Here is a 25,645-nt window from a genome sequence, read left to right on the forward strand (position 1 = left end):
GGCAGAAGTGCTATACAGGATGTTTAATTGAAAGAGCCATTGCCTCAGCCTCACGATGTTCTGGCGGCGCAGGCTTGAAAAACAGACTCTTTAAACTAAACGCCATTTTTCTTAGTTTGCAAATCCGCACAAGCTCATGAGCCTGCGGGGTTAATTTATCTGCCTCAGAAAGGCCCTCACGGACGTAATGTGCCATTTGCGTGGTTCGCTCGCGGCTCGAACAACAAATCCGGACTTCACCATAGGGATTAAAATCGGCTCCACCCTGGCTGTTTTTCAGACCACTTTCCACCAACATGACAGCCTCGATTCCAGCGTGCGAAAAACATGTCCTGAGTGCTTGTTTGATTTGTTTGGACGTGCTGCTGGTATAGTCGAGAATCACCACGGTGTATTGGGTCCTGGACAATTTTTCCGATAGACTGGGAAAGGCTTTGTTGGTCGAATTACAATGATTTAAATCATAGTGCAGAATGCTGGCGCCAGAATTGGATCGGATTTTATTTAGCTGCATGTCTTTTGCCTTCACGTACTGAAACGCTTCGGCTACTTCATAATACATTTGTTTAAAATCAATTCGATAGGTTTTGTTTTCTTTGGATGCCAGGTAGCATAATGCCGCATATTGCGCGATAACGATGGCTTTCATACCGGAGCAGACACGGTATTTGGTGTGGGACAGATGTTTTTTTTCGCTCTCGTCTGTTTCCTTTACCTCATCATGAGCCATGTCATCATCAGAAAAATCAGAATCGCTGCCATAATCATCTGTGCTGGAAACCATTTCCTGGCTTTTGTATTGGGTAAACAGGCTGACGGCTGCCCGCTCTAATGTGGCGTACAGATTAAGGGTTGGTTTAGGAATCAGCAACGCACCAGATAGTAACTGGATTATTTCATCGAACGCCTTGTCCTGTTCGTAAACAGCGGTAAAGTCTTCGCGGGGAAAGGTAAACCGTTGATTCAGCCCGGCACGTATCCTGCTGTAATCCATGGTAGCGGTTTCGCCATAACGCAGACAGGTTAATAACTCGACCATAGCGCTCTCGATTGGATTGGAGGCGCCATTCAGCAACGCGTTCATGACCTGATTGGCAAACCATTCTTCCGTTCCTGGCATGCGAAAACATTCCTTGAGAATGGATTTGCCCATGCTGTCGCCGGGCCGTGCAAAGATCTCCCACACCGTCGCATGTTCAAGCGATACGGGTATGAAGGTGCTATAGCCTTGAGGCTTGCTTTGTGTGATGGTCTTGAATTTTTCATAAACACGGTTAAAAACCTCAGGAAGCTCGGCCATTTCTGACATAAGGGGTTCTTCCTCACGGATTTTTTTATAACACGCATTACGTTCAATGGCGCTCATCAGTTTTTGGGCATTATACCTTCTCACCTGGTCCAGCTGTTCGACAGAGAATGTTGCAGGCCTTGTGTAACTGCTCTGGTTCATGGCCTCAATCAATTCGTTAAGCTTTGCCAGGGATTTGCCTGCCAGCTCGGCATAGGCCAGAGGTATTAATCCTGTATTGATCCGAAACGTTTTGTTGGTCTGGCAAACGCTTGGTGTATTGTGTCCAAAACCGGCTCGTAAAACCATTTCAATTGGAATCCCGGCTGACATGGCTTCAACGTTCACAATTGCTATAAACGAAGCCATTAAGAGGCATTGAAACTGCTGAGGTTTTTTTTGCCAATAGCGTGCAACGGGTGTTTTTGAACATTCGCGTTTCAGGATGGGCAATTGAACCATAACGCAAGGGTAGCCATTTTCAGTATAAACGATTGGGCGTTTTGGCTTTACGCCAGTGGATGGCTTGTTATGCGTCTCAAAGCCTTTAACGATTGCCATGGCTAATCGGTTTTTATAGTCTAGTAATGTATCGCGTACAGGTTCATCCGATCGAGGCACTTCGTGTTTTAAAGTAATGAGGTTGCGATAACTGTCAAAGTGGAATGGTGAATGAATTCCGCCGGTATGGGCTGAAAAAGAGTTAGCCTGACCGGTTTTTTTTAAGCATGGACTGATTATCTGTGCATTTTTTCTTCTACCGGCATGAGCAAAAAAGCGCGTAGCTTCGCTGCGATGGTAAGAGCCCCAAAATTTATGTTGAGACATATCGAAAGCGGAACTGCCAGCGAAGCGGGAGTAATACTCCGAGCGTGGAAAAAGATAAGAATCTACGATTGTGGCAGCGTCACAGCTGGAACTGGAACTGGAGCTGGAGCTGGAGCTGGAACTGGAGCTGGAGCTGGAGCTGGAGCTGGAGCTGGAACTGGAGCTGGAACTGGGTCTGGAGCTGGGTCTGGAGCTGGATCCAGTACGGGCAGCCGGTGAGACGGATGCGGCGCGTGTCTCGTTTAAACAGCTCGAAATACGTGTTAACAGCCCTTTTTCCTGTTCCGTTAAATCTACTCCATGTTGTTGGAGTTGCTTTTCGGCTTCTTTAAGATAAGCATGACTGCCTTCATTAATGGCTTTGGTAATTAGTTTCTTAAATGCGATTAAATCTTGTTTTTCGGTTAAATTATAGGTTTTTTTACCCTTTTTTAACGTAATTATGATGCTGGCCATAGTATTCTCGCACAATCGTTTTGCTTAATATGGTATCATGAAGCTCGATAATTGTCCGTTTTTAATTGAAAATAAATACTCAGATATCACGCGAGTAGATGCGTTTACCCGGGGCTCCGATTGCTCAGCGGGTATGACAGCCCCGCCTTATTGCAACTGTCGCCACGATTGTCGGCCAAAAATCTGTGGGCCTGGGTTTTCGCCTATCTTCTGAATACCGCCGCTGGTGCCCGTCATATATTTGTATTCCTTGCTGCCGGCGTTGATGATAGGGGGAGTCCCCATCAACCCGCCATTCCTGGGTTTTAAGCCACTCGCAGGTACCGTAATATTTTGTCCGTTCTGACTGAACGTGATGCCGTCGTTATTATCAAATAAGCCGTCTTCATTACTGTCAAATACGTTGTAATTGAGACGCGATCCATTAAGGGCGTTCAGCTCCATTAACCAGCTGGTACCGCCAAAATCGCAGGGGTTGTCGGAGGGTATAATGGTCGCAAAAATGATTTTATCACTGCGAAAAATAATGTTCGAAATGATACGTTCCCCAAGAGCCTGATTATTAAACGTTAAATCCATATACCAGCCGCGTTGATTATTGGCCATCAGGTAATTACTGGTTGCGCGTTGCGTGCTGGTTTCTGCCAGTATGACCTGCTGCAGCAGCTCGCCGCGTCCGGCTATCGGTGTCGTGTTGTTATCCTGAATGGAGTATACGGTCTGGATGCTCTTGTCGGTTTTGTCGCCGGCTTCAAGGTATTTGCCTGTGCCGAAATAAAGCTGCAGGCCAGACGGGTTGGTTTTGATTTTGGAAACAGCGGGGCGACTGGTGATGGGTTGCCGTTTTCCGTTGCTGTCGGTTGCAACAAACAAAGGGGCCGGGTTGGTGCTTTGTCTGTAACTGAAATCCCAGTTGCTCACCGAGCTGGACGAGATATCAATTTTCCACAGGTTGCCAAAGAGATCGCCGGCATAAATGGTGTCGGCGATTGAGTTGCCGTCTCTGTCCACCACCACAGGGCTGGCCATGCCGTTTGGACGGCCAAGCAACAGAGGATCAGCGAGCATGCCGACCTTGGTATCAAATTTTTTGATCAGGGCGCCGGTATTGATATCGACGATGTAAATGACTGCATTACCTGTGGTACTGGCATAGCCATCTGCTACGGTGTTGTTGTAACCGTTACCAAAAATGGCGGCCCACTGGCCGTTGGCCAGGCGGACGATGGAGGCCTGGCCGTACACAAAGCCCACATCGGCATCATCCCTGTCTGTGAATTCCCATTTGACTACGCTGGCCGCAGTGGCTTCAGAGATGGCGGATGGATCGGTGACATCCAGCGCAAACACACCCTGTCCACCAGCCTGAAGGGTGCCCACCAGGACGGTCATCCACTGATTCGACGAAGCGAACACATCTACGACATTAGGTGAGCCATCCACATAAAACTGATGTGTGTAAGCAGGATTGGTCAACTGATTCAGATTAGGGAAAACACTGGATGGCACATAGGCAAACAGTTCGTTACCACTGACAGCGTCAAAGGCATGCAGCATTCCGTCGTTAGCGCCCACGTATACAACCTCCGTGCGGTTGATGTTGGCTGCCTGGAATGTGCTGTAAGGAGCGCTGTTTTCAGGGGCTGAGCCAGACCAGCTCGATGGGTACGCTTGATTAGGCGCGCCGATAATAAGGGGAGATGAGTTAATGATGTCGCCGAGCAGGTAGGTGCGATTGCGGAAAGTACCGCCCCTGCTCACTTCCTGCGCCTTGTTGCCACGAATATAATCCAGTCGGGCGCTGCCCAGTGAGTCAGACACACCTGTCTGGGGATTGGTATTTAATGCGTTGACCTGGGTCAAATCCAGCTCGCTTGTGCCCGGCAGGAGTGGGTTTGACGGCCATTTGAACCTTATTCCGATTTTTTTTGATGGCTTGTAGGTTAAAATGCGCCTGCCGGTAGAATAGTTTTGGGTATTCAGTCGTTCAGACGCATCCCAGGTGGAACCATTGGGGCCAGTGCCCGTGTATAGAATATCCCCATTGGTTGGATCAATTTTGTAACTCAGGAGTTGACCGCTCCAGTCTTTGGTGCGGAATATCGACTGGTAAAGGGCCGTTGTCGAAGTCAGGAAGCTGCTGTTCAGAGAAGCTGATGCGAAGGAGCCGGAGCGATCGATGATCTGCTGGAAGGCCTTGGCCAGCTGAGAGCGTAAAAACGTGGCGTTGCTGACGAGAAAATAATTGTCCGGCGTACCGTCACCATCTGCATCGAACTCCTTTGTGTCGTCTGGTTTGCTGTTGCCGTTGCTGTCGTTGAATCCACCCCATTTGGCTGCATACCAGAGCGGAGATTTCAGTGTTATCGCAGATGGCGTGCTGCTCGGGCTGAAGGTTCTTGTGGCTGTCAATGGCAGGGGTTTTTTGTCCTTCCAGGTGCCGCCGGGCAAGACGCCGGGAGGGGTGTCGAGGAAGTAGTCCACGTCACTTGATGACGTGGTATCAACGTCCCGTACTTCCAGATACAAACCATCATTCGTGGTTCCCGAAATGACGTAGCCCATATGCTGGGACATACTTCCGGCGGCATAAATGCTGTCGGTCTGAACCGTAATGGTGTTGTTCGCGTTGACCGTAATGGTGTATTTGACAATGGCGTCCATATCGAAATCGCCGCCCTGCTGCAGATCAGCAAAATTAACCCGGAAAACGCCTCCCGTTGGCGTCAGTGATTCAATATAGAAATCGACAATTTCATTATTAGGCTGATAAGCGCCCTTGGTGCTGTCAATGCTGAATCCACTGACTGATTTACCAAAAGGAACGATTGTTATGGGATTTCCGCCCACCACGAATTTAATTTCGGGCTTGGGCGAGGACAGGGCCACAATATAGGATTTGACGTTTTGTACGCCCTGAGCGGGATTCAGGTCGTTGATCCAGCCATAATAGGCTACGCTGGCCGAATAATAACTACCTTCGGAGTTCGTGTCCTGAGGTGCCAGGCCGCGAATGTCACCAAAACTGGTTACGGTCTTGGGAGTGGGGGCTCCGTCGTTCACCGCGCCAGACTGCCCAATAAAGGCCAGCACACTGGAAAACCCTTCGCCATCAAAAATGGTTTTCGCCAGTGAGGCTGCGTTCAGAGAAGGGGTCAGATCGCCTGTAAAAGAATTGAAATAACTGCCGGGAACGTAATTGCTGTCGTAGGTTGGGTACAGGTCGCTCAGCAGTAAAATATTCGCTTTGGAACAATAAGGATAGACCTTGTAGGGATCAACCCAGGCCGGTTTGGGTAAGCCCAGTGTCACATCAAGCCCGGTAGAATAATCAAAGGCTGCGGTTGGTGTTGTTTTTCCAGCCAGATAGCGAATCGTTTCATAGAGCATTTCGGCAACCGGATTGCCCCACATTTCGCACTCGCCGTTGACAATGTTTCGTGTGGTAATAAAGCCACAGTTTGCGTATACGTAGTCTGTGCCAAGGTTGGTGACTGTTAACTTGTTCAGCGTGGAGATAATACCGTTGACGCTGGTGAACTGGCCGGTTTTCAAATTGATTTCGTCGGTGATACTCGAAATATTTTTTCGCAGCACGCCACCCTGGAGGCTGTTAGCATAACTGCCGGTGAGCAGACCAAACTGCATGGCGTCGTTTTCGCCATATTCCTGCAGCAGACCGATGGGTTTGTATTGACCATTTGGATAGATTTGGCAATTGTCCTCCAGGCCCACCGCAGGATCACAGACTTTGACCCGGACGACATAGTCCGTAATGTTGCTCATCGTGGTGCCGTCCGTTCCATGCAGCGCCTTGCTGCCGGCAACGGGGCGCTCGATACTGACCCACTCCCAAATCCGATAGGGCTGGTTGGGAGCCACGCGCAGCAGAGGGTTGGCGGTGCCGTTGCGCAGCGTGGTGTTGGCAAACAGCAGGTATCGTCCGCTGGAGGGCGCGCTGAGGGGAGTGTAGTCGCTGATGTTAAAGCCGTCCACGGCCAGACTCTGATATTCCTTACCCCAGCTATGACCTTCCTGTGGGATATATGTGCGCTGCAGAACGGTCGCGGTAGTGGTGTCCACACTGCGCAGGCCACCATAGAGCACTTTACGAATGGCGTCGAAGCGAGCGGTGGTCACGTAATTAAGAAACAGGCCACTCCATTTACCCGGGCATTTTTTATCAGCGGTAATGGAAACAGGGTAGAAGTACTGCTGCGTGCTGTCGTATTGATAGCATTTGTTGCTATCAAAATAACCGTAATAATTGATGCCCGGAGTGAAGCGCGTGTTGATGACCCCGTCGTTGTTCAGATCAGTCGAGTCATTGTAGGCCTCGAAGTACAGCGAGCCGTCACGGCTTAGAACCAGCATGGTCAGAGGGGCGACCGCCTGACTGATGAACAGCGGAATCTGCGATAAATTAAGTGGGGCCGAAAAGACCGCATTGCTCAGGATACTGCCAGCCAAACCCAATGCCCAGAGAGCATGCTTCATCAAAATCTCCTGGCAACAGTGGTTTGTAATATGGATACAGAATCATTGGTTGAACCTGTCCCACGAGCCGTAATCTGATAATAATACACACCCGCGCCTGTTCCGGCATTGCCAACAGCGGGTGAGTCAGGAACGAACTGCAGAAATTCAATGACGTAACGCGGTGCGGTGTTCACATTATCCAGTCCACTGGCATAAGCGGTTGAATTGCCTGCCCACCACGAGAGAGACTGACTGGCGAAATTAAAGTTGGAACGCTCTTCCTGTACGCAGGGCCAGGCTGTGCAGTTCACGCTTACCCTGGGCAGGGTACCCTGGGCCATCAGCCATATCTCACCGGCTGCCAGCGCAGACTCTGCCGCCCGGAACGACAGTTCCTTGTCCTGCAGGTTGGCTGTCATTTTTTCCTGCATGCTGGTGACCTGAATGGTGCTGATGCCCAGCAAGGTAAGCACCAGCAGCATCAACAGGGCGATTGCCAGCGTTGTGCCGCGCTGTCTGCTCATGATGGCAGCCCTCTGTTTCTTAATGTAATGAATGTATTCCATTCACGCCGCAGTCGCCTGTCCGTTGGCGTAGTTGTAGCGCCATTAAAAGTATAGCTGACCGAGCGATTGTTGACGTTTTCCGTGGTGCTGAGCAGCAGATTGATCTGCAGGCTGATTACGTTAGACCAGTTGTTTGCCGCATTGACCTGGGCTGCTGTCTGGTAGGTGTCGGCCGTATTGTCGCCGTTCGTGTCAACGCCATACAATACCTGCATCTGTTCTACCCCTTCGGCTATTTCATCTTCGTTGCCATTGATATCCAGTCTGACCAGCGCGCGAATCGGTGCGTTTGAGCTGTTAACCCGGCCGGTATCCTTTATGTAGAACGCATAGTAAATAAAGCTCATCACCGAGGATTGGCGAGGGTAAGACAGGCTCAGACTGCCGCTGATGTTACTGCCACTGGCGTGACTGATGGAGCCACTGTTGCTGTTTGATCCGGGAATAAAAATATCGGCAAGAACGCAGTTGGTGATAAGGGCAGCCCGCCCTGAGCTTATTCCTGAGACTGGGTATACGGAAACTGGAGCGGAGGCCGAGGCCATGTCGGCATTCAGATCGACGCTTACTTCGGAGCCTCGGCGTATTTCAATAACATCGCTGCCAGCAACGGGTGATTTGGCTGAAATATTCGATGGTAAGGCGGGGCTGAACCCGGTTGTGCCATCGTATCCAAACAGGGGATTGGTAAAATTTACCATGCTGGAAGGGTTGTTGACCTGATTAACTATGGTGACCTGCTTCTGATTGGTACAGCCCTGGTAGCCGGCCATGCGTATTTCCCGCGACAGCAGATAGTTGGCATAACGACCATTTTCCTGTAGTCGCGCCAGACCCTCCTGCACGACGTAGGTTGATTTATTGCTGAGATACACTGTGGCTACACCGGCAACCAGCATGGCGCCCAGCGAAATGGCAATCATGAATTCAATGATTGAATATCCAGCCGCCGCCGGCTTTATCATATCTGGATCTCCATGATCAGGCAGGTTAAATCAACGTCCGGGTTACCACTGCAGCCTGTGCCGGTAGCACCGGTTCGATCATTGTCCCAACGGATAGTCAGGGTCAGCTGATTTCCATTCGCGGTGATGGTTCCCTGGCCTGAGGGCAGCAGGGTGGCATTGCTGGTGTTCCACTGATAGATATCGCGCTGGGCAATCTGAGCGTTGCTGCAGGTTGTGCAGGAAGGCATACTGCCTGTACCAGAAACATTGTTGTAAGCGCCGGAGTTGACGCCAAGGGGATTGGCCTGCATGCGATCGATCATGTCTCCTGCCTGAGAAACAGCGATAGAACGCAGCAGCGCTGAATGATTGTATTTGATGGCGCTGGTCTGGAGTGCTGCAATACCCAGCAGACCAATCGCCAATATAACGGTACTTATCAGCACTTCCAGTAAACTAAATCCCTTTTGCGTACCAGTTGATGGTTTCATAAGCCAAAAATCCTATAGACTTTACTAAAGTATAGCAAGAGGCCTTAAGGATTATTTGGAACAGCAGGCCAGTCCCTGGCTCAGTGGTATTGTCAACGGGGCTGTTTTATTTAAGCACAGGAGCGAAGGTCTGCAGCAGCGACTTGAAAATCTTCGGCGTTCCGGCAACGACATCGCCCTGGCTGAAATAATTTTCACCGCCGTGAATATCGCCAATCAACCCACCCGCTTCCTTAATCAACAGCGACGCTGCCGCGATATCCCAGGGGCGCAGACCGAATTCCCAGAAACCATCGAGGCGACCGCAGGCCACATAAGCCAGATCCAGAGCTGCGGAACCGGTACGACGCATGCCGGCGCATTTATTAAACATCGCCTGAAAGGTGGGCATGTACCGCTCGGTCAGGGCTTCGCTGCGCGTTGGAAAGCCCGTGCCTAAAACAGCACCGCTCAACTGCGTCTGCTTGGACACCCGGATGCGGCGATCATTCAACTGCGCTCCACGGCCACGGCTGGCAGAAAAACACTCATGACGGATCGGATCATACACCACCGCGTGCTCAATCCGGTTTTTGACCCGATGTGCGATGGAGACGCAGTAAAAAGGGAAGCCGTGCAGGAAATTAGTGGTACCATCCAGGGGGTCAATGATCCAGACCGATTCGCAGTCCGGATTCTGCGTACCGCTTTCCTCGGCAATAATGCCGTGATCAGGGTAGGCCTTTAAAATCGTTTTAATGATCAGTTGTTCCGCTTTGACATCAACCTCGCTGAAATACTCGTTATTGTTTTTCGCGGTAATTTTAATCCGGTCTATCTGTTCAATATGTCGAACAATAAGATCCCCGGCCTGACGCGCGGCATTAACGGCAATATTTAGTAAAGGTTGCATGATTTGCTCTCTCAGATCGACAAAGTCCGCGATTCTATCACATTTTTTTTGTACAGAGATAAGTCATTGCTGTTATAGTTGCATTTTTTGTTATATTTTTCGAAGTCGTTATGAATTTTTCCTCTATCAGAATCGTATTGGTTGCTACCTCACACCCCGGAAACATTGGTTCTACGGCACGTGCCATGAAAACCATGGGTCTTGAACGCCTCTATCTGGTAACGCCGGAATTTTTTCCGGATCTGGTGGCCTGTGAAATGGCCGCTGGTGCCGATGACGTATTAAACGCTGCCATAGTGACCGAAACCCTGGACGAGGCTCTGCGTGGCTGTCAGCTGGCGATAGCGACCAGTGCCAGACCGCGTGGCCTGTCTTTGCCAGGTTTAACGCCTCACTCCTGCGCTGCTTTAATCGGTGAGCAGGCAGAAAGCACAGAAGTGGCCATCGTGTTTGGCCGTGAACGCTCCGGCTTGACCAACGACGAGCTACTGCGTTGTCATTATCACGTCAATATCCCCAGCAATCCCGACTACAGCTCCCTGAATCTGGCGCAGGCGGTGCAGATTATTGCCTATGAGCTGCGGATGAATCTGCTGCAGCCAAAAGCACAGGTAGCCCATCAACTCGACGAGCTGGCTCCCCACGATGAAATTGAACATTTTTATGCGCATCTGGCGGATGTACTGGCGGCCATCAATTTTTTAAAGCCACACAATCCACACCGCGTACAGCAGCGCATTCGACGTCTGTTCAATCGCGCCGGTCTCGAGCGTATGGAAGTAGCCATTTTGCGTGGTATTCTGAGCAATGTGCAGAAAGCCATCGGGAAAGAACATGATGAATAACCCGGATATCAACAATACAGCCTTACCCATCTACTTTGATTACATGGCGACTACGCCGGTTGATCCGCGTGTGATAGCCAGAATGATTCAATACCTCGGCCCCGACGGTGTGTATGGTAATGCCGCCTCGACCAGGCACGTTTATGGTTTACAGGCCGCACAGGCGGTTGAGCACGCACGTGAGCAGGTAGCTGCGGTCATTCACGCATCGCCCGCTGAAATCGTGTTTACTTCCGGCGCCACCGAATCCAATAATCTGGCCATTCTGGGTGCTGCGCGTTTTTATCGCCGCAAAGGCAATCATCTGATTACCATGACAACCGAGCACAAATCCGTACTGGACACGTTTGCGCAACTCGAAAAAGAGGGCTTTAACGTCACGTACCTGAAGCCCAGTGCCGACGGACTGCTGGATTTTAATACACTGATGGAGGCTCTCACGCCAGAAACCATACTGGTATCCATCATGCACGTTAACAATGAAATTGGCGTGATCCAGGATATACCTGCCATCGCCGCCGGTCTTCGCAATCGTGGCATCATCTTTCATGTTGATGCGGCACAGAGTGCCGGCAAGCTGGCCATTGATTTGCGTGAGCTGCCAGTGGATTTGATGTCTTTGTCCGGGCATAAAAATTACGGTCCCAAGGGAATTGGCGCCTTGTATGTTCGTCGTAAGCCACGGATTCGTCTGCAGGCACAGACCTTTGGCGGTGGTCACGAGGGCGGTTTGCGTTCCGGTACCTTGCCCGTGCATCAGATTGTGGGACTGGCTGAGGCGCTGAGCTTGTCTGAGTCCATGCGTGAGCAGGAACAGCCGCGCCTGCTGGCCATGCGACGGCGTTTGTGGGAAGGGATCCGGCATCTGCCTGGTATTCAGTTGAACGGTCATCCGGAACAGCGCATCGCCGGAAATCTGAACATGAGCTTTTCCGGTATTGATTCGGACTCTCTGTTGCTGGCCCTGCGTGAGCTGGCTGTATCCACCACGTCGGCCTGTGCTTCAGCGAGTACAGAACCATCCTACGTACTGCGTTCACTGGGTTTAAGCGAGGATTTGGCCTACAGCTCCATTCGCCTGTCTCTTGGACGCTTTACGAGTGACGAACAGATCGACGCCGCGATTCAGATTATTTGCAGACAAATTGAACATTTACGTAAAATATCGCCACTATGAATTATAATAAAACTGTAGAACAGTATTTTTTTCAGGCCAGACACGCTGGTACGCTCGACACCCGTCAGGCCAACACGGTGATGTGCCGAATGGGCGAGAAAGCTCACGGTGCATGTTTTGAGCTGTACCTGTCCTGTCTGGCAACGGGTGAAATTGTGGCAGCACGTTTCCTGGCGTATGGCAACCCTTATGTGATTGCCGGGCTGGAATGGTTATGTACCGAAATGCAGGGTACGTTTATTTCAGAGCACCCGCGCCTGGATTATCATGAGATTGTGCGAAAACTGGCGATACCGGCTACTCAGTATGCCGTGGCTGTCCTGATTGAGCGGGGATACCAATCGGTAGTAGAGAAAATGAATGAACGATTACAGGGGAAACAAGATGAGTGTTGAGCAATACGTAGCTGATAAGCAGACCATTTTAACGCTGACCGATGACGCCAGAAATCATTTACTGAAAAACCTGGTGGAAGCTAATGACAGCGCTGGCGTTCGCCTGTCTGTCAAAAAAACAGGTTGTTCCGGCCTGTCTTACGTTGTTGACTACGTACAGACACCGGCTGACAATGACATTATTATCCAACTGAACGATAAGTATGTGGTGTGTATCGATAAAGCCAGTTATCCCTTTCTGAAAGGCATGAGTATTGACTACGTCAGGCAGGGGCTGAATCAGAAATTTGTCTTTACCAATCCAAATCAGACCGGACAATGTGGTTGTGGGGAAAGTTTTACGGTCAGTGATATGGATCCATCCTGACCCTGTCATTGCGAGCGCAGCGAAGCAATCCATGATTCAGCGTGCTGAGCCTGAGTTTCCGAAGTGGCATTTTCCGTCACAAAAAAAAAGGGATATCCCCCATGTGGATATCCCTTTTTCTTAATCTGTAATATGAAAAAAGTCGGTCGATAAGCCGGGTTCTGTCGCGGACAATCATTCATCTGGGACATACGTCACCGTATGCCTCAAGCAACCTACCCAAATCCCGTACGGGCCGTACGTCCTTACCCGAAGATAAGTTGGATTTCTATTTGGTCTTGCTCCAAGTGGGGTTTTCCCTGCCACGCCTGTTGCCAGCCGCGCGGTGCGCTCTTACCGCACCATTTCACCCTTACCTGTACCAACACAGGGTTGATACAGGCGGTATATTTTCTGTGGCACTTTCCGTAGACTCGCGCCTCCCAGGCGTTACCTGGCACTTTGCCCTGTGGAGCCCGGACTTTCCTCCCTCAGGATAAATCCTGAGAGCGATTGCCTGACCGACTTCGTGAGGGATGGTATCAAATTACGTGGAGATTAGCGAGTACCGATAAATTCGTCATCAAAATAACGTTTCAGTTTTGTTCGCAGCGTTCCACGGCTGACACCCAGTACACGGGCAGCTTTGGATTGATTGTAACGTGTTAATTCCATAACAGTGCGGAACAGGGGGGCCTCAACCTCTTCAACCACGAGCTGATAAAGATTCAAATTGAGATCCTTGCTGCTTACGTTGTTCAGATAGCCTTTGACAACCGAAACAACCTGCTGGGTTAGTGCTTCATTAACGTGTTCAATCTTGTGCATCACACTGCTCATTTCTTTCTCCGTACTGTCTTAAACTTCTCAATCATTTTTGCTCTGTTGAATCACAAACAGAGCACCATGAACCATATGCTATCAAATATAACAAAGAGTGTAAAGATTGTTTTATAGATATTCATTTATTAAGGGAAGCTTAAGAAAAAAATGGTCACGAATCAAGCTTTTTTTTCAATTTATGGAAATTAATTGATGATTTTATATATTAAGTAGGCAAAATGATAGCATAGACTGCTATTTGTGCGTCCTAACCTTACTTGATTCTATTGCGCACAAAGTTTACCATCAGCCAGATTTTTTCCATGGTGGGCTTATAACATGATGTTATGTATTGATGTGGGTAATTCTCATATATATGGTGGAGTTTTTGATGGCGACACGATTAAAGTGCGCTTTCGTCACACCTCCAAAGTGAGTACCTCGGATGAGCTGGGCATTTTCCTCAAAACCGTGCTGCGTGAGAACGACTGCGCGCCGGAAACCATCCGGGAAATAGCCGTATGCTCGGTTGTTCCTCAGCTGGATTATTCCCTGCGCTCAGCCTGCCTCAAATATTTTTTAATCGATCCGTTTTTTTTACAGGCCGGTGTAAAAACAGGTCTGAACATTAAATACCGTAATCCTGTCGAAGTCGGGGCTGATCGTATTGCAAATGCAATCGCGGCCGTTCAGGCTCATCCGGGTAAAAACGCCATCGTGATCGATTTCGGTACAGCAACAACTTTTTGTGTTATAAGTGCCCACAAAGAATACTGGGGTGGCGCGATTCTTCCTGGCATTCGCTTGTCAGTGGATGCGTTGTCCAGCAATACAGCCAAACTGTCGGCGGTGGAGATCATCAAGCCTGAGCAGGTGGTTGGTCGTTCAACGGGTGAAAGCATTCAGTCTGGTGTGTATTTTGGTGCCGTGGGCGCCTGCCGCGAGCTGATAAGCCGTATCAAGGCCGAGTCGTTTGCGAAGCAGGAGGTCATTGTGCTGGCCACCGGCGGGTTTGCGTCGCTGTTTGATAATCAGGGGTTATATGATCAGCTGGTCCCCGACCTGGTTTTACAGGGACTGCGACAGGCGACTTTAATGAACCGCTAACACTGTTTCTGCGTTTATTCAGTCCAGTTGTTCTTAAATAAATCATCCCGATCGAATTGCGCGCTTTCTCAGGCGCATCGGTAAATTTTTTGTCAAAAAAAATCCATTTTTGGTTGACGCATGGGAAATTGTGTTTCTATAGTGTATAAAAGTGGCGTAAAATAATAAAAAAGTGGAGAATTGTGGGAAAGAGTAAAATCGGCCCCCAATCAGGACAATTATGTTTCGTGGAATCTATGCGATAACCATTGACGGAAAAGGACGCCTGGCTCTGCCAGCACGTATCCGTGATGCATTGAGTCTGCAAAACAGCATGTCGCTGGTGTTGACTATCGACACCGAAGAAACCTGTCTCCTGCTGTATCCCGAGGCAGAATGGCAGTTAATTGAAAGCAAGCTGCAGAGCCTGCCTAGTTTTAATACCGCAGCGCGTCGTATTCAGCGCCTGTTGATAGGGCATGCAACGGACGTGGATGTTGATAACAGCGGTCGCGTGCTCTTACCGCAGTTGCTGAGGGATTACGCTCAGCTGAGTAAACATTCGGTCATGATTGGTCAGGGCAATAAGTTTGAGATTTGGGATGAAACGCTGTGGCAGCAAAGACGGGAACATTGGCTGGCAGAAGAAGCGGCGCAACAGGACGCTCTGCCCGATGAAATGAAGACCTTTTCTTTGTAACGGAACGATGATGGTACACCAGTCAGTATTACTACAAGAGTCTATCGACGGCCTGGCTATTCAGGCTGATGGCGTTTATGTGGATGGCACTTTTGGACGCGGCGGACACAGTGCCGCTATTTTGCAACACCTGTCTGAACAGGGCAGGCTCATTGCCATTGATAAAGACAGCGAGGCTGTGGCTCACGCCCGCGAGCGCTTCGGTCAGGACAAACGGTTTCAGATAATCCAGGGCTCCTTTGCCGACCTGCCGCAGTTTGCCAGGGATGCTGGCGTGTATGGCCTGATAAATGGGATTTTGCTGGATTTGGGGGTGTCTTCGCCGCAGCTGGATGATCCGGAGCGTGGTTTCAGCTTCATGCAGGATGGTCCACTGGACATGCGCATGGATCCCACCCAGGCGCTGGATGCATCCGTTTACGTAAACCAGACCTCGGCTGAAGAGATGGCGGCAGTCTTTCGCGAATACGGTGAAGAGCGTTTTGCCGGCCGGATTGCGCGCGCCATTGTTGAAGCCCGTGCTCAGGCGCCGATTGTCAGTACAGCCGTTCTGGCTGAAATCGTGAAACAGGCGAATCCGAAATGGGAAAAGCACAAACATCCTGCAACCCGTGTTTTTCAGGCCATTAGAATTCATATCAATCAGGAATTGACCGATCTGCGTCGTATTCTGGACGCAGCCATCGATTGCCTCGCGCCCGGTGGGCGTCTGTCGGTCATCAGCTTCCATTCGCTGGAAGACCGGATTGTTAAACAGTTTATGCGAGACAAGGAAACGGGTATTCGACCACCTGCTGGTTTGCCCATACGACACGTAGACATGCAGACCTGCTTCAGGAGGGTTGGGAAAGCCATTAAACCAGGTGAGGACGAAATCAGACAAAACGTCCGATCTCGCAGTGCCATCCTTAGAATAGGGGAGAAAACAGCATGAATGCCGCGGCTAAAGCAATCCATCAGGGTAATCTGTTTGATGGTCACTTACTGGACATACGTTTGTCAAAACAACTCTGTCTGACGCTGCTTTTATTGTTGCTCGTATTGTGTACAGGTCTTGTTGTGGTGTACACAACCAATGAGCATCGCTCCAGTTTCAGTCAGTTGCAACTGCTGGAACAGCAGGAACAGCAACTGGAGATGCAATGGGGGCAACTGCTGCTGGAGCGGTCCAGCCTGGCGACACCGGCACGGGTTGAGCAGCTGGCCGTACAAAAGTTACAAATGCAGTTACCCGAAGACAAACAGACGTTCGTGTTGCAGTTGCAATGACCAAACGAGGACACCGCTCACGCTTAATAACCATTTCGATTTTTTTTGTGCTGTTGTTGTGCGCCATCGTATTCCGTATGATTGATCTGACTGTGCTGCATCGCCAGTTCCTGAAAGGGCAGGGCGATGCCCGCAGTCTGCGTGTACAGGCCATTCCTGCCTATCGGGGGATGATAACCGACAGGCAGGGCACCCCGCTTGCCATCAGCACACCAGTACAATCGGTGTGGGTAAATCCTAAAGAGTTCTCTCCTGATGCGAAACAACTGGCGGCCCTTGCGCAGTTGCTGAGTGTGCCAGTCAAGGCTCTGACCGCTCACGTTGAGCAGGCCAAAACCCGCGAATTTATTTATCTGCGTCGGCAGCTGCCACCCGTTCTGGCAAAACAGATTGCCGCGCTGGATATTCCCGGCATCAATTTCCAGCAGGAGTTCAAGCGTTATTATCCCGAAGGCGACAGCATGGCGCAGTTGCTGGGCTTTACCAACATTGACGATGTTGGAATTGAAGGTCTGGAGCTGGCTTATCAGGAGTGGCTGATGGGCTCGGAAGGCAAAAAACGCGTGGTGAAGGACAGAACCGGACGCATCATTGAAGAACTGGGCGTACTGAAAGAGCCCAGGCCTGGTCATGATCTGGTCTTGAGCGTAGACAGACGGATTCAATATCTGGCATATCATGAATTACAAAACACCATTGAAAAATTTGCCGCCAAGGCGGGCTCCGTGGTGGTTCTGGATTCACAAAATGGTGAAATTCTGGCGGCGGCCAATTACCCATCCTTTAACCCGAATGCCCGTGGTCGTTATACCCGCGACCGCTACCGTAACAAGGCCATTACGGACACGTTTGAACCCGGCTCCGTGATTAAGCCATTCAGCATAGCCAGCGCTCTGTCGACGGGGCTCGTCAAGCCAGATACCATTTTTGACACGCGCCCCGGCTGGATGACCGTACACGGTCATGGTATTCGTGACGTGCACAATTATGGCGTTCTGGATGTGACGGGGGTGCTGCAGCACTCAAGTAATATTGGTGTCAGTAAAATGGTCCTGTTAAGTCCGCCGGAGCAGTTTATCGGTCTTTTGCAGCGCATGGGCTTTGGTCAGCGCACGGAAAGCGGCTACCCCGGCGAGAGTGATGGTGGCATGGTGAAGGCCAAGGATGCCAATCCGTTTGTGCTGGCCACCATGAGTTTCGGTTATGGTATCTCGTCTACCGCTTTGCAGCTGGCGAAGGCGTATATGGTATTCGCCAATCACGGCAGTCTGCGCCCGGTCACGCTCCTGCACAGTGACGAACATGAAGCGGCACAGCAGGTTATCGATGCGAAAACCTCGGATCAGGTGCTGGCCATGATGGAAGCCGTATTGGGTAACGGGGGAACGGGAATTCAGGCGCGCGTTGCCGGTTACCGTGTGGCCGGTAAGACAGGAACGGCACGTATTGCCGGTAAGCGCGGCTACCAGGAAAAACGATACATCGCCAGTTTCGCCGGGATAGCTCCGGTGTCTAACCCTCGTCTGGTTGTTGTGGTTATTATTTACGAACCGACTCGCAATGGTTATTACGCGACCGCAGTTGCCGCACCACTGTTTTCCAAAGTGATGGCTGGCGCCCTGCGGATTCTCGATGTTCCACCTGACAAAACGGTAGGTCAAGATGCTTAAATCTCTGAATGAGCTGTTATTGCCTTGGGTTGCCTGCGATCTTCCCGATGTTGAGATCCGCGCTTTGTATAATGACAGCCGCCAGGTGAAGCCGGGCGGTGTCTTTCTTGCGTATCCGGGGGCTGCCACGGATGGGCGCCTATACGTTAAACAGGCAGCGGATGCCGGTGCCGTGGCGATTGTGTATGAACCGGGCAACTGGCCCGCTCACATCAGCCTGCCCGACAGCTGTCCCTGTGTAGCCTTGCCCGATCTGGCTCATCATCTGGCGGCGATTGCCAGTCGATTTTACGGTGAGCCAACCCGAAATCTATCCTTAACAGGTATCACGGGCACCAATGGCAAAACGACCATTGCCTACCAGCTGGCTCAGGCGCACGAACGGCTGTCTTCTCCAGCCGCATATATTGGTACCCTAGGCTATGGGCCGGTATCGGATTTGCAGTTATCCGCAAACACCACACCGGATGCCTTGTGTCTGCAGTCGTTGTTTTATGAGTATCTCAATCAGGGTCGATGTCAGGTTGCCATGGAAGTCTCCTCGCACGCCCTTGATCAGGGGCGGGTAGACAACATCGATTTCCGGCAGGCGATTTTTACCAATCTGACCTTGGATCACCTCGACTATCACCACAGCATGGAGGCTTATGCAGCCGCCAAGGCGCTGCTGTTTCAGCGTCGCGGTTTGCAGTGGGCCATTATTAATGAGGATGATCCCTACGCGCCTATCATGAAGGCGGCGACAGCTCCTGGCTGTCAGGTGATGACCTATGGTATCGGCGCGGGCTGTCTTGTGCGTGCTCTGCGCTGGGACGTTAACATGCTGGGCACGAGTATTGATATCGAATCTCCCTGGGGTGCGCATCAGCTTAGAATCCGTGCGCTGGGCTTTTTTAATATTTACAATGCGCTGGCGATTTTCAGCAGCCTGATGCTGCATGGCTACCCCGTTGAGGACGTAATTGCCGTCATGGCTCAGCTGCAGCCAGCACCCGGACGCATGGATATGGTTGCGCAGGAACCCTGCATGCTGGTGGATTATGCACACACACCGGATGCCTTGGAAAACGTGTTGCAGACTCTGAACAAGGTGAAGAGAAAGCGTTTATTTGTTGTGTTTGGCTGCGGTGGCGACAGGGATAAAAGCAAACGCCCGATCATGGGTGATATCGCCAGCCGTCATGCTGACGTCACGATCATCACCAGCGATAATCCCCGCAGCGAGGATCCAGAGCAAATCATTCGTGATATCGAGAAGGGTATTGTTGCGCATGATCATGAGGTGTATCGAATAGCTGATCGAAAACAGGCCATAGCCAGGGCGATTCAGCTTGCGGATAAAGATGATATTGTGCTGGTTGCCGGCAAAGGCCACGAAGCCTATCAGCAGATAGGCAGCATCCGACACCCGTTTTCAGATCATGAGGTAATCACGCAATTATTAAACCGTAGCCCGGATTAGCGCAGCGTAATCCGGGAAGGGGGCCAGGCTCCGTGACCCCGGATTACGGCTATCGCCTAATCCGGGCTACGCTTGTGTTGAGAATCGAAGCCGCGACATCGAATCGTAGCCCGGATTAGCGCAGCGTAATCCGGGAAGGGGGCAGGCTTCCTAAACCCGGATGCCGAAATCATGGCAGCAATGCGCTTTGCGCAGGCGTAAAAACGCTTCCCGCTTGTCTGCGGCCAGTTTAAGCCCAAGCGTTTCCTCTTCCGGATTATAAAGCGCCAACACCTTGTCCCGCCAGTCATCCTCTCCATCAAGTACCAGCTCCTGTTCTGCCTGTAAAGGCTCCCACGCAGGTGTCTTTAGCTGACAATAGGCATGCAGACTGTGACTCGCCATGCGAACCGCATCAAGTTTTGCTTCGACGCTGTGGCCGGCGATATGCGGCGTGCACAGGCTGGCAAATTCAATAACACCAGGATGACAGCCCGGCTCATTGCTGTAAACATCGGTGCAGTAATATAGAGGAGGCTTCAGGGCCAGCAACGCAGACTCATCGACGATGCCGCCGCGAGCCGCATTGATAATGGCGGCATTCGTCCGTATTGTCTGCAACAGGGTATTGCTGAGCAGGCCTCGGCTGGGATGTGGCGATGAATCATGCAGACTGGCGTGCACGCAAATCAGATCACAACGGCTTATTTCATCCAGATCACAACTCTGAAACCCATCCCCCTTGAGGGGATCGTAAGCAAGCACCTCATAGCCAATCCGCTCAAGCCGCCGCGCCACCGTCGAGCCGACGGCACCATAACCAATAATCAGCGCCCGTTTTCCCCTAAAGGCTGTATTTTTATCCAGCCATGCAATAGACGCCAGCACATAATCCGCGACCGAAGACGCATTACTGCCTCGCGCATCGAACAACTCTATCGATTTACTGAGCAACAGATCCTTATCAATATGATCCGTGCCGCTGCTCGCAGTGGCGATGCAGCGAAGCTGGCTGCCCTGCAGCAAATCCTCCGTCACCTTTAACGTCGAGCGACAAAGCAGGGCATCATGATCAGGCAGCAGCTGACGTAACTCATGCTCGTTATGATACAGGCTCAGTTTGAAAGGGGCTGGAAAGCAATCAATCAACCCCGGCAGGGATGCGTCGGCCAGTAGTTTCATAGGCCAAACAACCTGCTGATGACGCCAAGCGACCAGTTAATCGGCGGTGAGATCAGCCAGTTGAGCACGCCGGTAAACATCAGTGCCAGCAGAATAAAAAAACCATAGGGCTCCAGTTTTTGAAAGAGCATCGCCTGCTGTGCTGGTAACAGCATGGCAACAATTTTGCTGCCGTCCAGCGGTGGAACCGGTAAGAGATTGAAAATAGCCAGTAACAGATTAATGATGATTCCGGCGCGCGCGGTCAGAATCAGAAACAGGGCGGCACTGGACGACTCCGGGTGCAGCATCAGACCGATTTTAAGAGCGCATGCCCACAGCACGGCCATAAGCACATTGGCAGTGGGGCCTGCTGCAACAGACAGAGCGATATCCCGGCGCGGTTTTTTAAAGTGAGACGAATTGATCATCACCGGTTTTGCCCAGCCAAATACAAAACTAAAATGACTGAGGAGCATCACCACAATGGGGACGACAACAGTACCCACCGGGTCAATATGTCGCATAGGATTGATACTGACACGTCCAGCCTGCCTGGCCGTGACATCGCCCAGCATATAGGCAACCCAGGCGTGAGCGGCTTCGTGCAGTGTAATAGCAAACAGAACCGGAAGAATCCAGACTGCGATTTGCTGTACGGTAGATAATTCCAGCATAGGATAAACAGGAGTTAGTTGGCCAGCGGATAGTCTAAATGATACTGGTCAATGAGGGTAGTAAATTTGATCCTCTTACTCTTTTTTTTGACGATACGATTTGTCAGCCGTGGCGTCCCGGATTACGGCTATCGCCTAATCCGGGCTACGCTTGTGTTGAGAATTGAAGCCGCAACATCGAATCGCAGCCCGGATTAGCGCAGCGTAATCCGGGAAGGGGCCAGGCTCCGTGACCCCGGATTACGGCTATCGCCTAATCCGGGCTACGCTTGTGTTGAGAATCGAAGCCGCAACATCGAATCGTAGCCCGGATTAGCGCAGCGTAATCCGGGAAGGGGCCAGGCTCCGTGACCCCGGATTACGGCTATCGCCTAATCCGGGCTACGCTTGTGTTGAGAATCGAAGCCGCGACATCGAGTCGTAGCCCGGATTAGCGCAGCGTAATCCGGGAAGGGGTCAGGCTCCGTGACCCCGGATTACGGCTATCGCCTAATCCGGGCTACGCTGGCTGCCTGGATAGGAGCTTTGACATCGTTCATCCATTTTTCTAAAACACGTTTATTCGTAGCCATTTTCAAATGCCGTGAGATAGAAATAATCAAATTGTACGATAATTATATCGTTTTTGCTTCCAAGCAGAGCTTATGGACTGAGTGGGTGCCGGGCGTAAAGCGTGGCACGCAGGCGGGGGGGCAACAGACTATTGTTTGTCCAGATGAAAAGAGCACGGTTACAGATTCGAAATTAACTCCTTTCATGTAGAATGTGCGCATCAACCCCTTACTCCGGAGAATGTGAACATGCCACACTTTAAAAGACTGTTATCTTTCATGATAAAGCCATGGATGATTGTGCTTTATCTCTTTCTGGTGGTGTTTTCGTTTTTTTATATTGACCGGCCTCTGGCTGAGTATCTGATATCGTTCGATCTGAGAAATAATTTTTATCTGCTGAATCTGTTCACAAAACTGGGTTCTTTTGCTCCCTGGCTTGTTTTGTTTTTCGGTGCAGGCATCTATTGCCGTTACGTCAGACCAAATCGTCTGTGGGAGGAGCGTTCCTGGTTTCTGCTGCTCTGTGTTTTCGTGACCAGTGCGGTGTGCGGAATACTGAAAACGATGCTGGGACGTGCCCGGCCAGAGGCCTGGTTCAGTGAGCAGGCCTGGGGATTCTATGGTTTTCATGCCCAGAACAGTTACTGGTCGCTGCCGTCAGGGCACACCACCACCATTATGACGCTGGCCTTTGCCCTGTCGGTGGTATTTCCGCGTTACTTTGGCCGTTTTATCGCGATTGGGTTATTGGTTTCTCTGTCGCGCGTTTTGCTGGTCCATCATTATCTCTCCGACGTGCTGAGCGCCGCGTTTCTTGCCTTGATTGAAGTAGGGCTCCTGGTCTGGCTGCTGCAGAAAAAATCCTGGCTGCCTCTGGTGGTTGACAGGAAGGATTAACCTAAACCACCTGACCCGCTGCCCAGCCTGAAGACCAGGCCCACTGAAAATTATAACCGCCCAGCCAGCCCGTAACGTCGGTGGCTTCGCCAATAAAATACAGCCCGGCTACCTTGCTGGCCATCATGGTTTTAGACGACAGTTCATGGCAGTCAACACCGCCGAGGGTGACTTCGGCGGTGCGGTAACCTTCGGTACCGTTGGGTTGAATCTGCCAGTGATTAAACTGCCCGGCAATTTCTTCGAGGGCGCGATTAGACAAATCAGAGAGTTTTTTTTCTGCCATATCAGCGGGTAAAAACACCTCCACTACGCGCCGGGGGAGAAACTGGCAGAGCAGGGTATTCAGCTGCTTCTGCGCCGATTCCGTGCGGGCGCTTTTCAGGGTTTCGAGTAAGCTGCACTCCGGTAACAGGTTGATGCGAATGCTTTCCCCGGGCTGCCAATACGAAGAAATCTGCAAAATCGCGGGTCCACTGAGGCCGCGATGCGTAAACAGCGTATTTTCCCGGAAGGAAATGCGTTCATTTTCAACCAGACTATCGACCGCTACGCCTGACAGCACTGACAAACGCTCTTTATCCTGAACATCCAGAGTCAAGGGAACCAGGCCGGCCCTGGTCGGCCAGACCTTAAGACCAAACTGTTCTGCCGTTTTGTAGGCGAATGGGCTGGAGCCCATGGTGGGTATCGACAGACCGCCACTGGCAACAACCAGCGAGCTGCACTGAAAAACGCCGCGTGACGTATCTGTTCTGAAACGGCCGTCATCCATTCTTTCTATGCGCTCAATCTGCGTATTCAGCAAAATAGCCGCCCCGGCCTGCTCGCATTCTTTCAGCAGCATCGTTACAATATCGCTGGATTTGTTGTCGCAAAACAATTGCCCCAGCGTTTTTTCATGAAAAGGGATTTTATGTCGTTTAACCAGCTCGATAAAATCCCATTGCGTGTAACGTGTTAAGGCCGATTTGCAAAAATGCGGATTATGTGAGAGAAACTGCTCAGGACTGCTATAATAATTAGTGAAATTACAGCGGCCGCCGCCCGACATGAGAATTTTTTTGCCAGGTTTATTGGCTTGATCCAGTACAACAACCCTGCGCCGGCGTTTTCCGGCTTCCTGGGCGCACATAAGTCCGGCGGCACCGGCACCAATGATAATGACATCAACGTCTTGCATATGAGGTAAACACCACCTTAATCTGGCTGGTCAGGGGCAGGCCAGGGGCCTGACACGATAATTTAACGGCACGTAAAGGAGTACCGCTATGGTAAATCTCGAACAAAATATAAAAAAAATCGTGGCGCTTTTTGCGACACCCGATCCGTCCACAGGTTTGTACCCGACCTGGCAGGAACGGCCCCTGTCCGATGAAACCCGGCAACAAATCGAAGCACATCTTACCACATTATTCTCCCAATATCTGGCTCAGGATGGAACAAAAGAAGAGCAGATTAACAAGCGTCGTAAAGAGCTGATTATCCATTTTCATCCAGACAAGATAAAACTGAGGGATCCTGAAACGCACTGGCTGGAGCAGGCTATGAGCCAGGGTAATTTTGGTGGACACTGCTCAAGTCTGGCCGGTATCTGCGCTGATGCCATCAAGCAGGAGTCTAAGCAGTTCAACGCCTATGAAAACATCAGCAATATGGAAGAGTTTCGGGAACTTTTGAAGAGAAGGCTGGCGGAGGCCACCACCCTGACTCAGAAAGCCGTGATTAAACACATGCTGGACATTCTGGACAGCGCGGAAAAACATGATCCCCGCACGAAGGAAGTCGATCAGGACTGGCTGAAAAAAACGCTGCGCACTTTACCCTATATCACCAGCGGAGTCTGCATCAGTCTGTACATCACCGAACTGGCCCTGCTCTATTCCCTGACCTACTCGATATCGCTGGGTAGCCGCTGGATGGCTAAATCCAGCTCCCATCGATGGCAGGCCATTGCTTATCATACCAATAAAATGAGCACCGGTATTGCCCAGGCATCGACCATGCTGATTTCCATGTTCATTAAATTAAATTTCTTTGCTTTTGACAGTGCCTATCATTATGGCACCGTGGCCTGTTCGGCAATATACAATGCCTTAACGGAAAAATATCCAGCTCCCTCAGGGGCAGCAGCATCCTCTTCCTCATTTTCTGAATCCTCCCCCGCTATGGCGTTTTCTCCTGTGCATTTGCTCGGAGGGCGTGCATTTCAGTCCCTGGAATTAAAGATGCTGTCTGGTAATCTTGAAGCCTGGCAGGAGCAGCAAAAGATGCAGTGGCTGTCAACAATGAGAAAAGGGGAATACAAGCGTCAGAGAATAGACATAGTCCTCACTCAACTACAGATGATTGATCAGAGCCCGTCCGCAATGGATGTTAAACTGCAGCAGAGTAAAGACATTTTGCGCTCGCTGTTGGACGATTCGCGCGTTGCCAAACCATATTCGAGGGCGCATCTGGCTGTTGCATCGGCCATGTCCATGTGTGAAGGCCTGTTGTCTGGCAGAGCCCCTGCGCTGAGCATTGAATATCATCCCGATGCCCTCACTTCGGGTATTTCCTCGCGCCTGCCGCCGATCGAATCCACACAGGAATCCGATGACGATGCAATGGAATTGTTCCCTGATGAGGACGTGGCCCTGGCGTTTTCCGCTTGAA

23 protein-coding genes and 1 other RNA gene are annotated in these 25,645 nt (G+C 50.9%); 13 read left to right on the forward strand and 11 right to left on the reverse strand.

What is annotated here, in order from left to right; translation table 11 throughout:
- Positions 1–10: 10 nt before the first annotated feature.
- Positions 11–2,116: a hypothetical protein gene (locus ACQUTA_RS00210; RefSeq protein ID WP_444986060.1), complete on the reverse strand. Its 2,106-nt coding sequence runs from the start codon at positions 2,114–2,116 to the stop codon at positions 11–13.
- 70 nt (positions 2,117–2,186) lie between these two features.
- On the opposite strand from ACQUTA_RS00210, the gene ACQUTA_RS00215 reads away from it, so the two are divergent.
- Positions 2,187–2,453, forward strand: coding sequence for a hypothetical protein (locus ACQUTA_RS00215; RefSeq protein WP_444986062.1), 267 nt, complete (start codon positions 2,187–2,189; stop codon positions 2,451–2,453).
- 266 nt (positions 2,454–2,719) lie between these two features.
- On the opposite strand, the gene ACQUTA_RS00220 is transcribed toward ACQUTA_RS00215, so the two are convergent.
- The 5 genes from ACQUTA_RS00220 to ACQUTA_RS00240 form a co-directional block, all read right to left on the reverse strand.
- The gene (locus ACQUTA_RS00220) at positions 2,720–7,069 is read right to left on the reverse strand and encodes a pilus assembly protein (RefSeq protein ID WP_444986064.1); all 4,350 of its coding nucleotides are present in this window, start codon (positions 7,067–7,069) and stop codon (positions 2,720–2,722) included.
- Positions 7,069–7,575, reverse strand: coding sequence for a pilus assembly PilX family protein (locus tag ACQUTA_RS00225; RefSeq protein WP_444986066.1), 507 nt, complete (start codon positions 7,573–7,575; stop codon positions 7,069–7,071). The genes ACQUTA_RS00220 and ACQUTA_RS00225 overlap by 1 nt, the downstream gene beginning before the upstream one ends.
- Positions 7,572–8,582: a PilW family protein gene (locus ACQUTA_RS00230; protein WP_444986068.1), complete on the reverse strand. Its 1,011-nt coding sequence runs from the start codon at positions 8,580–8,582 to the stop codon at positions 7,572–7,574. The genes ACQUTA_RS00225 and ACQUTA_RS00230 overlap by 4 nt, the downstream gene beginning before the upstream one ends.
- Positions 8,579–9,055: a type IV pilus modification protein PilV gene (pilV, locus tag ACQUTA_RS00235; RefSeq protein ID WP_444986070.1), complete on the reverse strand. Its 477-nt coding sequence runs from the start codon at positions 9,053–9,055 to the stop codon at positions 8,579–8,581. Before pilV ends, ACQUTA_RS00230 begins: the two co-directional genes overlap by 4 nt.
- 106 nt (positions 9,056–9,161) lie before the next feature.
- Positions 9,162–9,947: an inositol monophosphatase family protein gene (locus ACQUTA_RS00240; RefSeq protein WP_444986072.1), complete on the reverse strand. Its 786-nt coding sequence runs from the start codon at positions 9,945–9,947 to the stop codon at positions 9,162–9,164.
- A 110-nt stretch (positions 9,948–10,057) separates the two neighbouring features.
- Between ACQUTA_RS00240 and trmJ the strand changes: the two genes are divergently transcribed.
- The 4 genes from trmJ to ACQUTA_RS00260 are packed head-to-tail and all read left to right on the forward strand — an operon-like array spanning position 10,058 to position 12,731.
- Entirely contained in the window at positions 10,058–10,792 is a 735-nt protein-coding gene (gene trmJ, locus ACQUTA_RS00245) for a tRNA (cytosine(32)/uridine(32)-2'-O)-methyltransferase TrmJ (protein ID WP_444986073.1), read from the forward strand.
- The gene (locus tag ACQUTA_RS00250) at positions 10,782–11,969 is read left to right on the forward strand and encodes an IscS subfamily cysteine desulfurase (protein WP_444986075.1); all 1,188 of its coding nucleotides are present in this window, start codon (positions 10,782–10,784) and stop codon (positions 11,967–11,969) included. The genes trmJ and ACQUTA_RS00250 overlap by 11 nt, the downstream gene beginning before the upstream one ends.
- Complete coding sequence (locus tag ACQUTA_RS00255) at positions 11,966–12,364, forward strand: iron-sulfur cluster assembly scaffold protein (RefSeq protein ID WP_444986077.1); 399 nt, start codon at positions 11,966–11,968, stop codon at positions 12,362–12,364. The genes ACQUTA_RS00250 and ACQUTA_RS00255 overlap by 4 nt, the downstream gene beginning before the upstream one ends.
- Positions 12,354–12,731 carry a HesB/IscA family protein gene (locus ACQUTA_RS00260; RefSeq protein WP_444986078.1) on the forward strand — a complete coding sequence of 126 codons (378 nt, stop codon included), beginning with the start codon at positions 12,354–12,356 and terminating at the stop codon, positions 12,729–12,731. Before ACQUTA_RS00255 ends, ACQUTA_RS00260 begins: the two co-directional genes overlap by 11 nt.
- Positions 12,732–12,865: 134 nt before the next feature.
- Here the strand turns inward: ACQUTA_RS00260 and rnpB are convergent.
- Together rnpB and ACQUTA_RS00270 are read right to left on the reverse strand one after the other, a co-directional pair.
- An RNA gene (rnpB, locus tag ACQUTA_RS00265) (RNase P RNA component class A) lies at positions 12,866–13,239 on the reverse strand.
- Positions 13,240–13,268: 29 nt separating this feature from the next.
- Entirely contained in the window at positions 13,269–13,550 is a 282-nt protein-coding gene (locus ACQUTA_RS00270) for a helix-turn-helix domain-containing protein (RefSeq protein ID WP_444986080.1), read from the reverse strand.
- 321 nt (positions 13,551–13,871) lie between these two features.
- Here ACQUTA_RS00270 and ACQUTA_RS00275 point away from each other — a divergent pair, with 321 nt between their 5' ends.
- The 6 genes from ACQUTA_RS00275 (at position 13,872) to ACQUTA_RS00300 (ending at position 19,719) form a co-directional block, all read left to right on the forward strand.
- Positions 13,872–14,639: a type III pantothenate kinase gene (locus ACQUTA_RS00275; protein WP_444986082.1), complete on the forward strand. Its 768-nt coding sequence runs from the start codon at positions 13,872–13,874 to the stop codon at positions 14,637–14,639.
- Positions 14,640–14,859: 220 nt separating this feature from the next.
- Entirely contained in the window at positions 14,860–15,318 is a 459-nt protein-coding gene (gene mraZ / locus ACQUTA_RS00280) for a division/cell wall cluster transcriptional repressor MraZ (protein WP_444986084.1), read from the forward strand.
- 7 nt (positions 15,319–15,325) lie between these two features.
- The gene (rsmH, locus tag ACQUTA_RS00285; RefSeq protein ID WP_444986086.1) at positions 15,326–16,252 is read left to right on the forward strand and encodes a 16S rRNA (cytosine(1402)-N(4))-methyltransferase RsmH; all 927 of its coding nucleotides are present in this window, start codon (positions 15,326–15,328) and stop codon (positions 16,250–16,252) included.
- The gene (gene ftsL, locus ACQUTA_RS00290; protein WP_444986087.1) at positions 16,249–16,587 is read left to right on the forward strand and encodes a cell division protein FtsL; all 339 of its coding nucleotides are present in this window, start codon (positions 16,249–16,251) and stop codon (positions 16,585–16,587) included. Before rsmH ends, ftsL begins: the two co-directional genes overlap by 4 nt.
- Positions 16,584–18,257, forward strand: coding sequence for a peptidoglycan D,D-transpeptidase FtsI family protein (locus ACQUTA_RS00295; protein WP_444986089.1), 1,674 nt, complete (start codon positions 16,584–16,586; stop codon positions 18,255–18,257). The genes ftsL and ACQUTA_RS00295 overlap by 4 nt, the downstream gene beginning before the upstream one ends.
- Positions 18,250–19,719 (forward strand): UDP-N-acetylmuramoyl-L-alanyl-D-glutamate--2,6-diaminopimelate ligase, encoded by a 1,470-nt coding sequence (locus ACQUTA_RS00300; protein ID WP_444986090.1) that lies wholly within the window; start codon positions 18,250–18,252, stop codon positions 19,717–19,719. The genes ACQUTA_RS00295 and ACQUTA_RS00300 overlap by 8 nt, the downstream gene beginning before the upstream one ends.
- A 150-nt stretch (positions 19,720–19,869) precedes the next feature.
- Here ACQUTA_RS00300 and ACQUTA_RS00305 read toward each other — a convergent pair whose 3' ends face one another.
- Positions 19,870–20,880, reverse strand: coding sequence for an NAD(P)-dependent oxidoreductase (locus ACQUTA_RS00305; RefSeq protein ID WP_444986092.1), 1,011 nt, complete (start codon positions 20,878–20,880; stop codon positions 19,870–19,872).
- Positions 20,877–21,536, reverse strand: a complete 660-nt coding sequence (locus ACQUTA_RS00310; protein WP_444986094.1) for a site-2 protease family protein — start codon at positions 21,534–21,536, stop codon at positions 20,877–20,879. The genes ACQUTA_RS00305 and ACQUTA_RS00310 overlap by 4 nt, the downstream gene beginning before the upstream one ends.
- Before the next feature lie 800 nt (positions 21,537–22,336).
- Between ACQUTA_RS00310 and ACQUTA_RS00315 the strand changes: the two genes are divergently transcribed.
- Entirely contained in the window at positions 22,337–22,987 is a 651-nt protein-coding gene (locus ACQUTA_RS00315; protein WP_444986096.1) for a phosphatase PAP2 family protein, read from the forward strand.
- Position 22,988: 1 nt separating this feature from the next.
- Here ACQUTA_RS00315 and ACQUTA_RS00320 read toward each other — a convergent pair whose 3' ends face one another.
- Positions 22,989–24,170: a BaiN/RdsA family NAD(P)/FAD-dependent oxidoreductase gene (locus ACQUTA_RS00320; protein WP_444986097.1), complete on the reverse strand. Its 1,182-nt coding sequence runs from the start codon at positions 24,168–24,170 to the stop codon at positions 22,989–22,991.
- Positions 24,171–24,258: 88 nt separating this feature from the next.
- Here ACQUTA_RS00320 and ACQUTA_RS00325 point away from each other — a divergent pair, with 88 nt between their 5' ends.
- Positions 24,259–25,644, forward strand: a complete 1,386-nt coding sequence (locus tag ACQUTA_RS00325; protein WP_444986099.1) for a hypothetical protein — start codon at positions 24,259–24,261, stop codon at positions 25,642–25,644.
- Position 25,645: the final 1 nt, after the last annotated feature.

The organism is Legionella navarrensis (genome assembly GCF_052527415.1).

Coding starts and splice junctions, on each gene's coding strand:
- ACQUTA_RS00210 (WP_444986060.1), bottom strand. CDS start 2,116: ATGTCTCAACATAAATTTTGGGGCTCTTACCATCGCAGCGAAGCTACG.
- ACQUTA_RS00220 (WP_444986064.1), bottom strand. CDS start 7,069: ATGAAGCATGCTCTCTGGGCATTGGGTTTGGCTGGCAGTATCCTGAGC.
- ACQUTA_RS00225 (WP_444986066.1), bottom strand. CDS start 7,575: ATGAGCAGACAGCGCGGCACAACGCTGGCAATCGCCCTGTTGATGCTG.
- ACQUTA_RS00230 (WP_444986068.1), bottom strand. CDS start 8,582: ATGATAAAGCCGGCGGCGGCTGGATATTCAATCATTGAATTCATGATT.
- pilV (WP_444986070.1), bottom strand. CDS start 9,055: ATGAAACCATCAACTGGTACGCAAAAGGGATTTAGTTTACTGGAAGTG.
- ACQUTA_RS00240 (WP_444986072.1), bottom strand. CDS start 9,947: ATGCAACCTTTACTAAATATTGCCGTTAATGCCGCGCGTCAGGCCGGG.
- trmJ (WP_444986073.1), top strand. CDS start 10,058: ATGAATTTTTCCTCTATCAGAATCGTATTGGTTGCTACCTCACACCCC.
- ACQUTA_RS00250 (WP_444986075.1), top strand. CDS start 10,782: ATGATGAATAACCCGGATATCAACAATACAGCCTTACCCATCTACTTT.
- ACQUTA_RS00255 (WP_444986077.1), top strand. CDS start 11,966: ATGAATTATAATAAAACTGTAGAACAGTATTTTTTTCAGGCCAGACAC.
- ACQUTA_RS00260 (WP_444986078.1), top strand. CDS start 12,354: ATGAGTGTTGAGCAATACGTAGCTGATAAGCAGACCATTTTAACGCTG.
- ACQUTA_RS00270 (WP_444986080.1), bottom strand. CDS start 13,550: ATGAGCAGTGTGATGCACAAGATTGAACACGTTAATGAAGCACTAACC.
- ACQUTA_RS00275 (WP_444986082.1), top strand. CDS start 13,872: ATGATGTTATGTATTGATGTGGGTAATTCTCATATATATGGTGGAGTT.
- mraZ (WP_444986084.1), top strand. CDS start 14,860: ATGTTTCGTGGAATCTATGCGATAACCATTGACGGAAAAGGACGCCTG.
- rsmH (WP_444986086.1), top strand. CDS start 15,326: ATGATGGTACACCAGTCAGTATTACTACAAGAGTCTATCGACGGCCTG.
- ftsL (WP_444986087.1), top strand. CDS start 16,249: ATGAATGCCGCGGCTAAAGCAATCCATCAGGGTAATCTGTTTGATGGT.
- ACQUTA_RS00295 (WP_444986089.1), top strand. CDS start 16,584: ATGACCAAACGAGGACACCGCTCACGCTTAATAACCATTTCGATTTTT.
- ACQUTA_RS00300 (WP_444986090.1), top strand. CDS start 18,250: ATGCTTAAATCTCTGAATGAGCTGTTATTGCCTTGGGTTGCCTGCGAT.
- ACQUTA_RS00305 (WP_444986092.1), bottom strand. CDS start 20,880: ATGAAACTACTGGCCGACGCATCCCTGCCGGGGTTGATTGATTGCTTT.
- ACQUTA_RS00310 (WP_444986094.1), bottom strand. CDS start 21,536: ATGCTGGAATTATCTACCGTACAGCAAATCGCAGTCTGGATTCTTCCG.
- ACQUTA_RS00315 (WP_444986096.1), top strand. CDS start 22,337: ATGCCACACTTTAAAAGACTGTTATCTTTCATGATAAAGCCATGGATG.
- ACQUTA_RS00320 (WP_444986097.1), bottom strand. CDS start 24,170: ATGCAAGACGTTGATGTCATTATCATTGGTGCCGGTGCCGCCGGACTT.
- ACQUTA_RS00325 (WP_444986099.1), top strand. CDS start 24,259: ATGGTAAATCTCGAACAAAATATAAAAAAAATCGTGGCGCTTTTTGCG.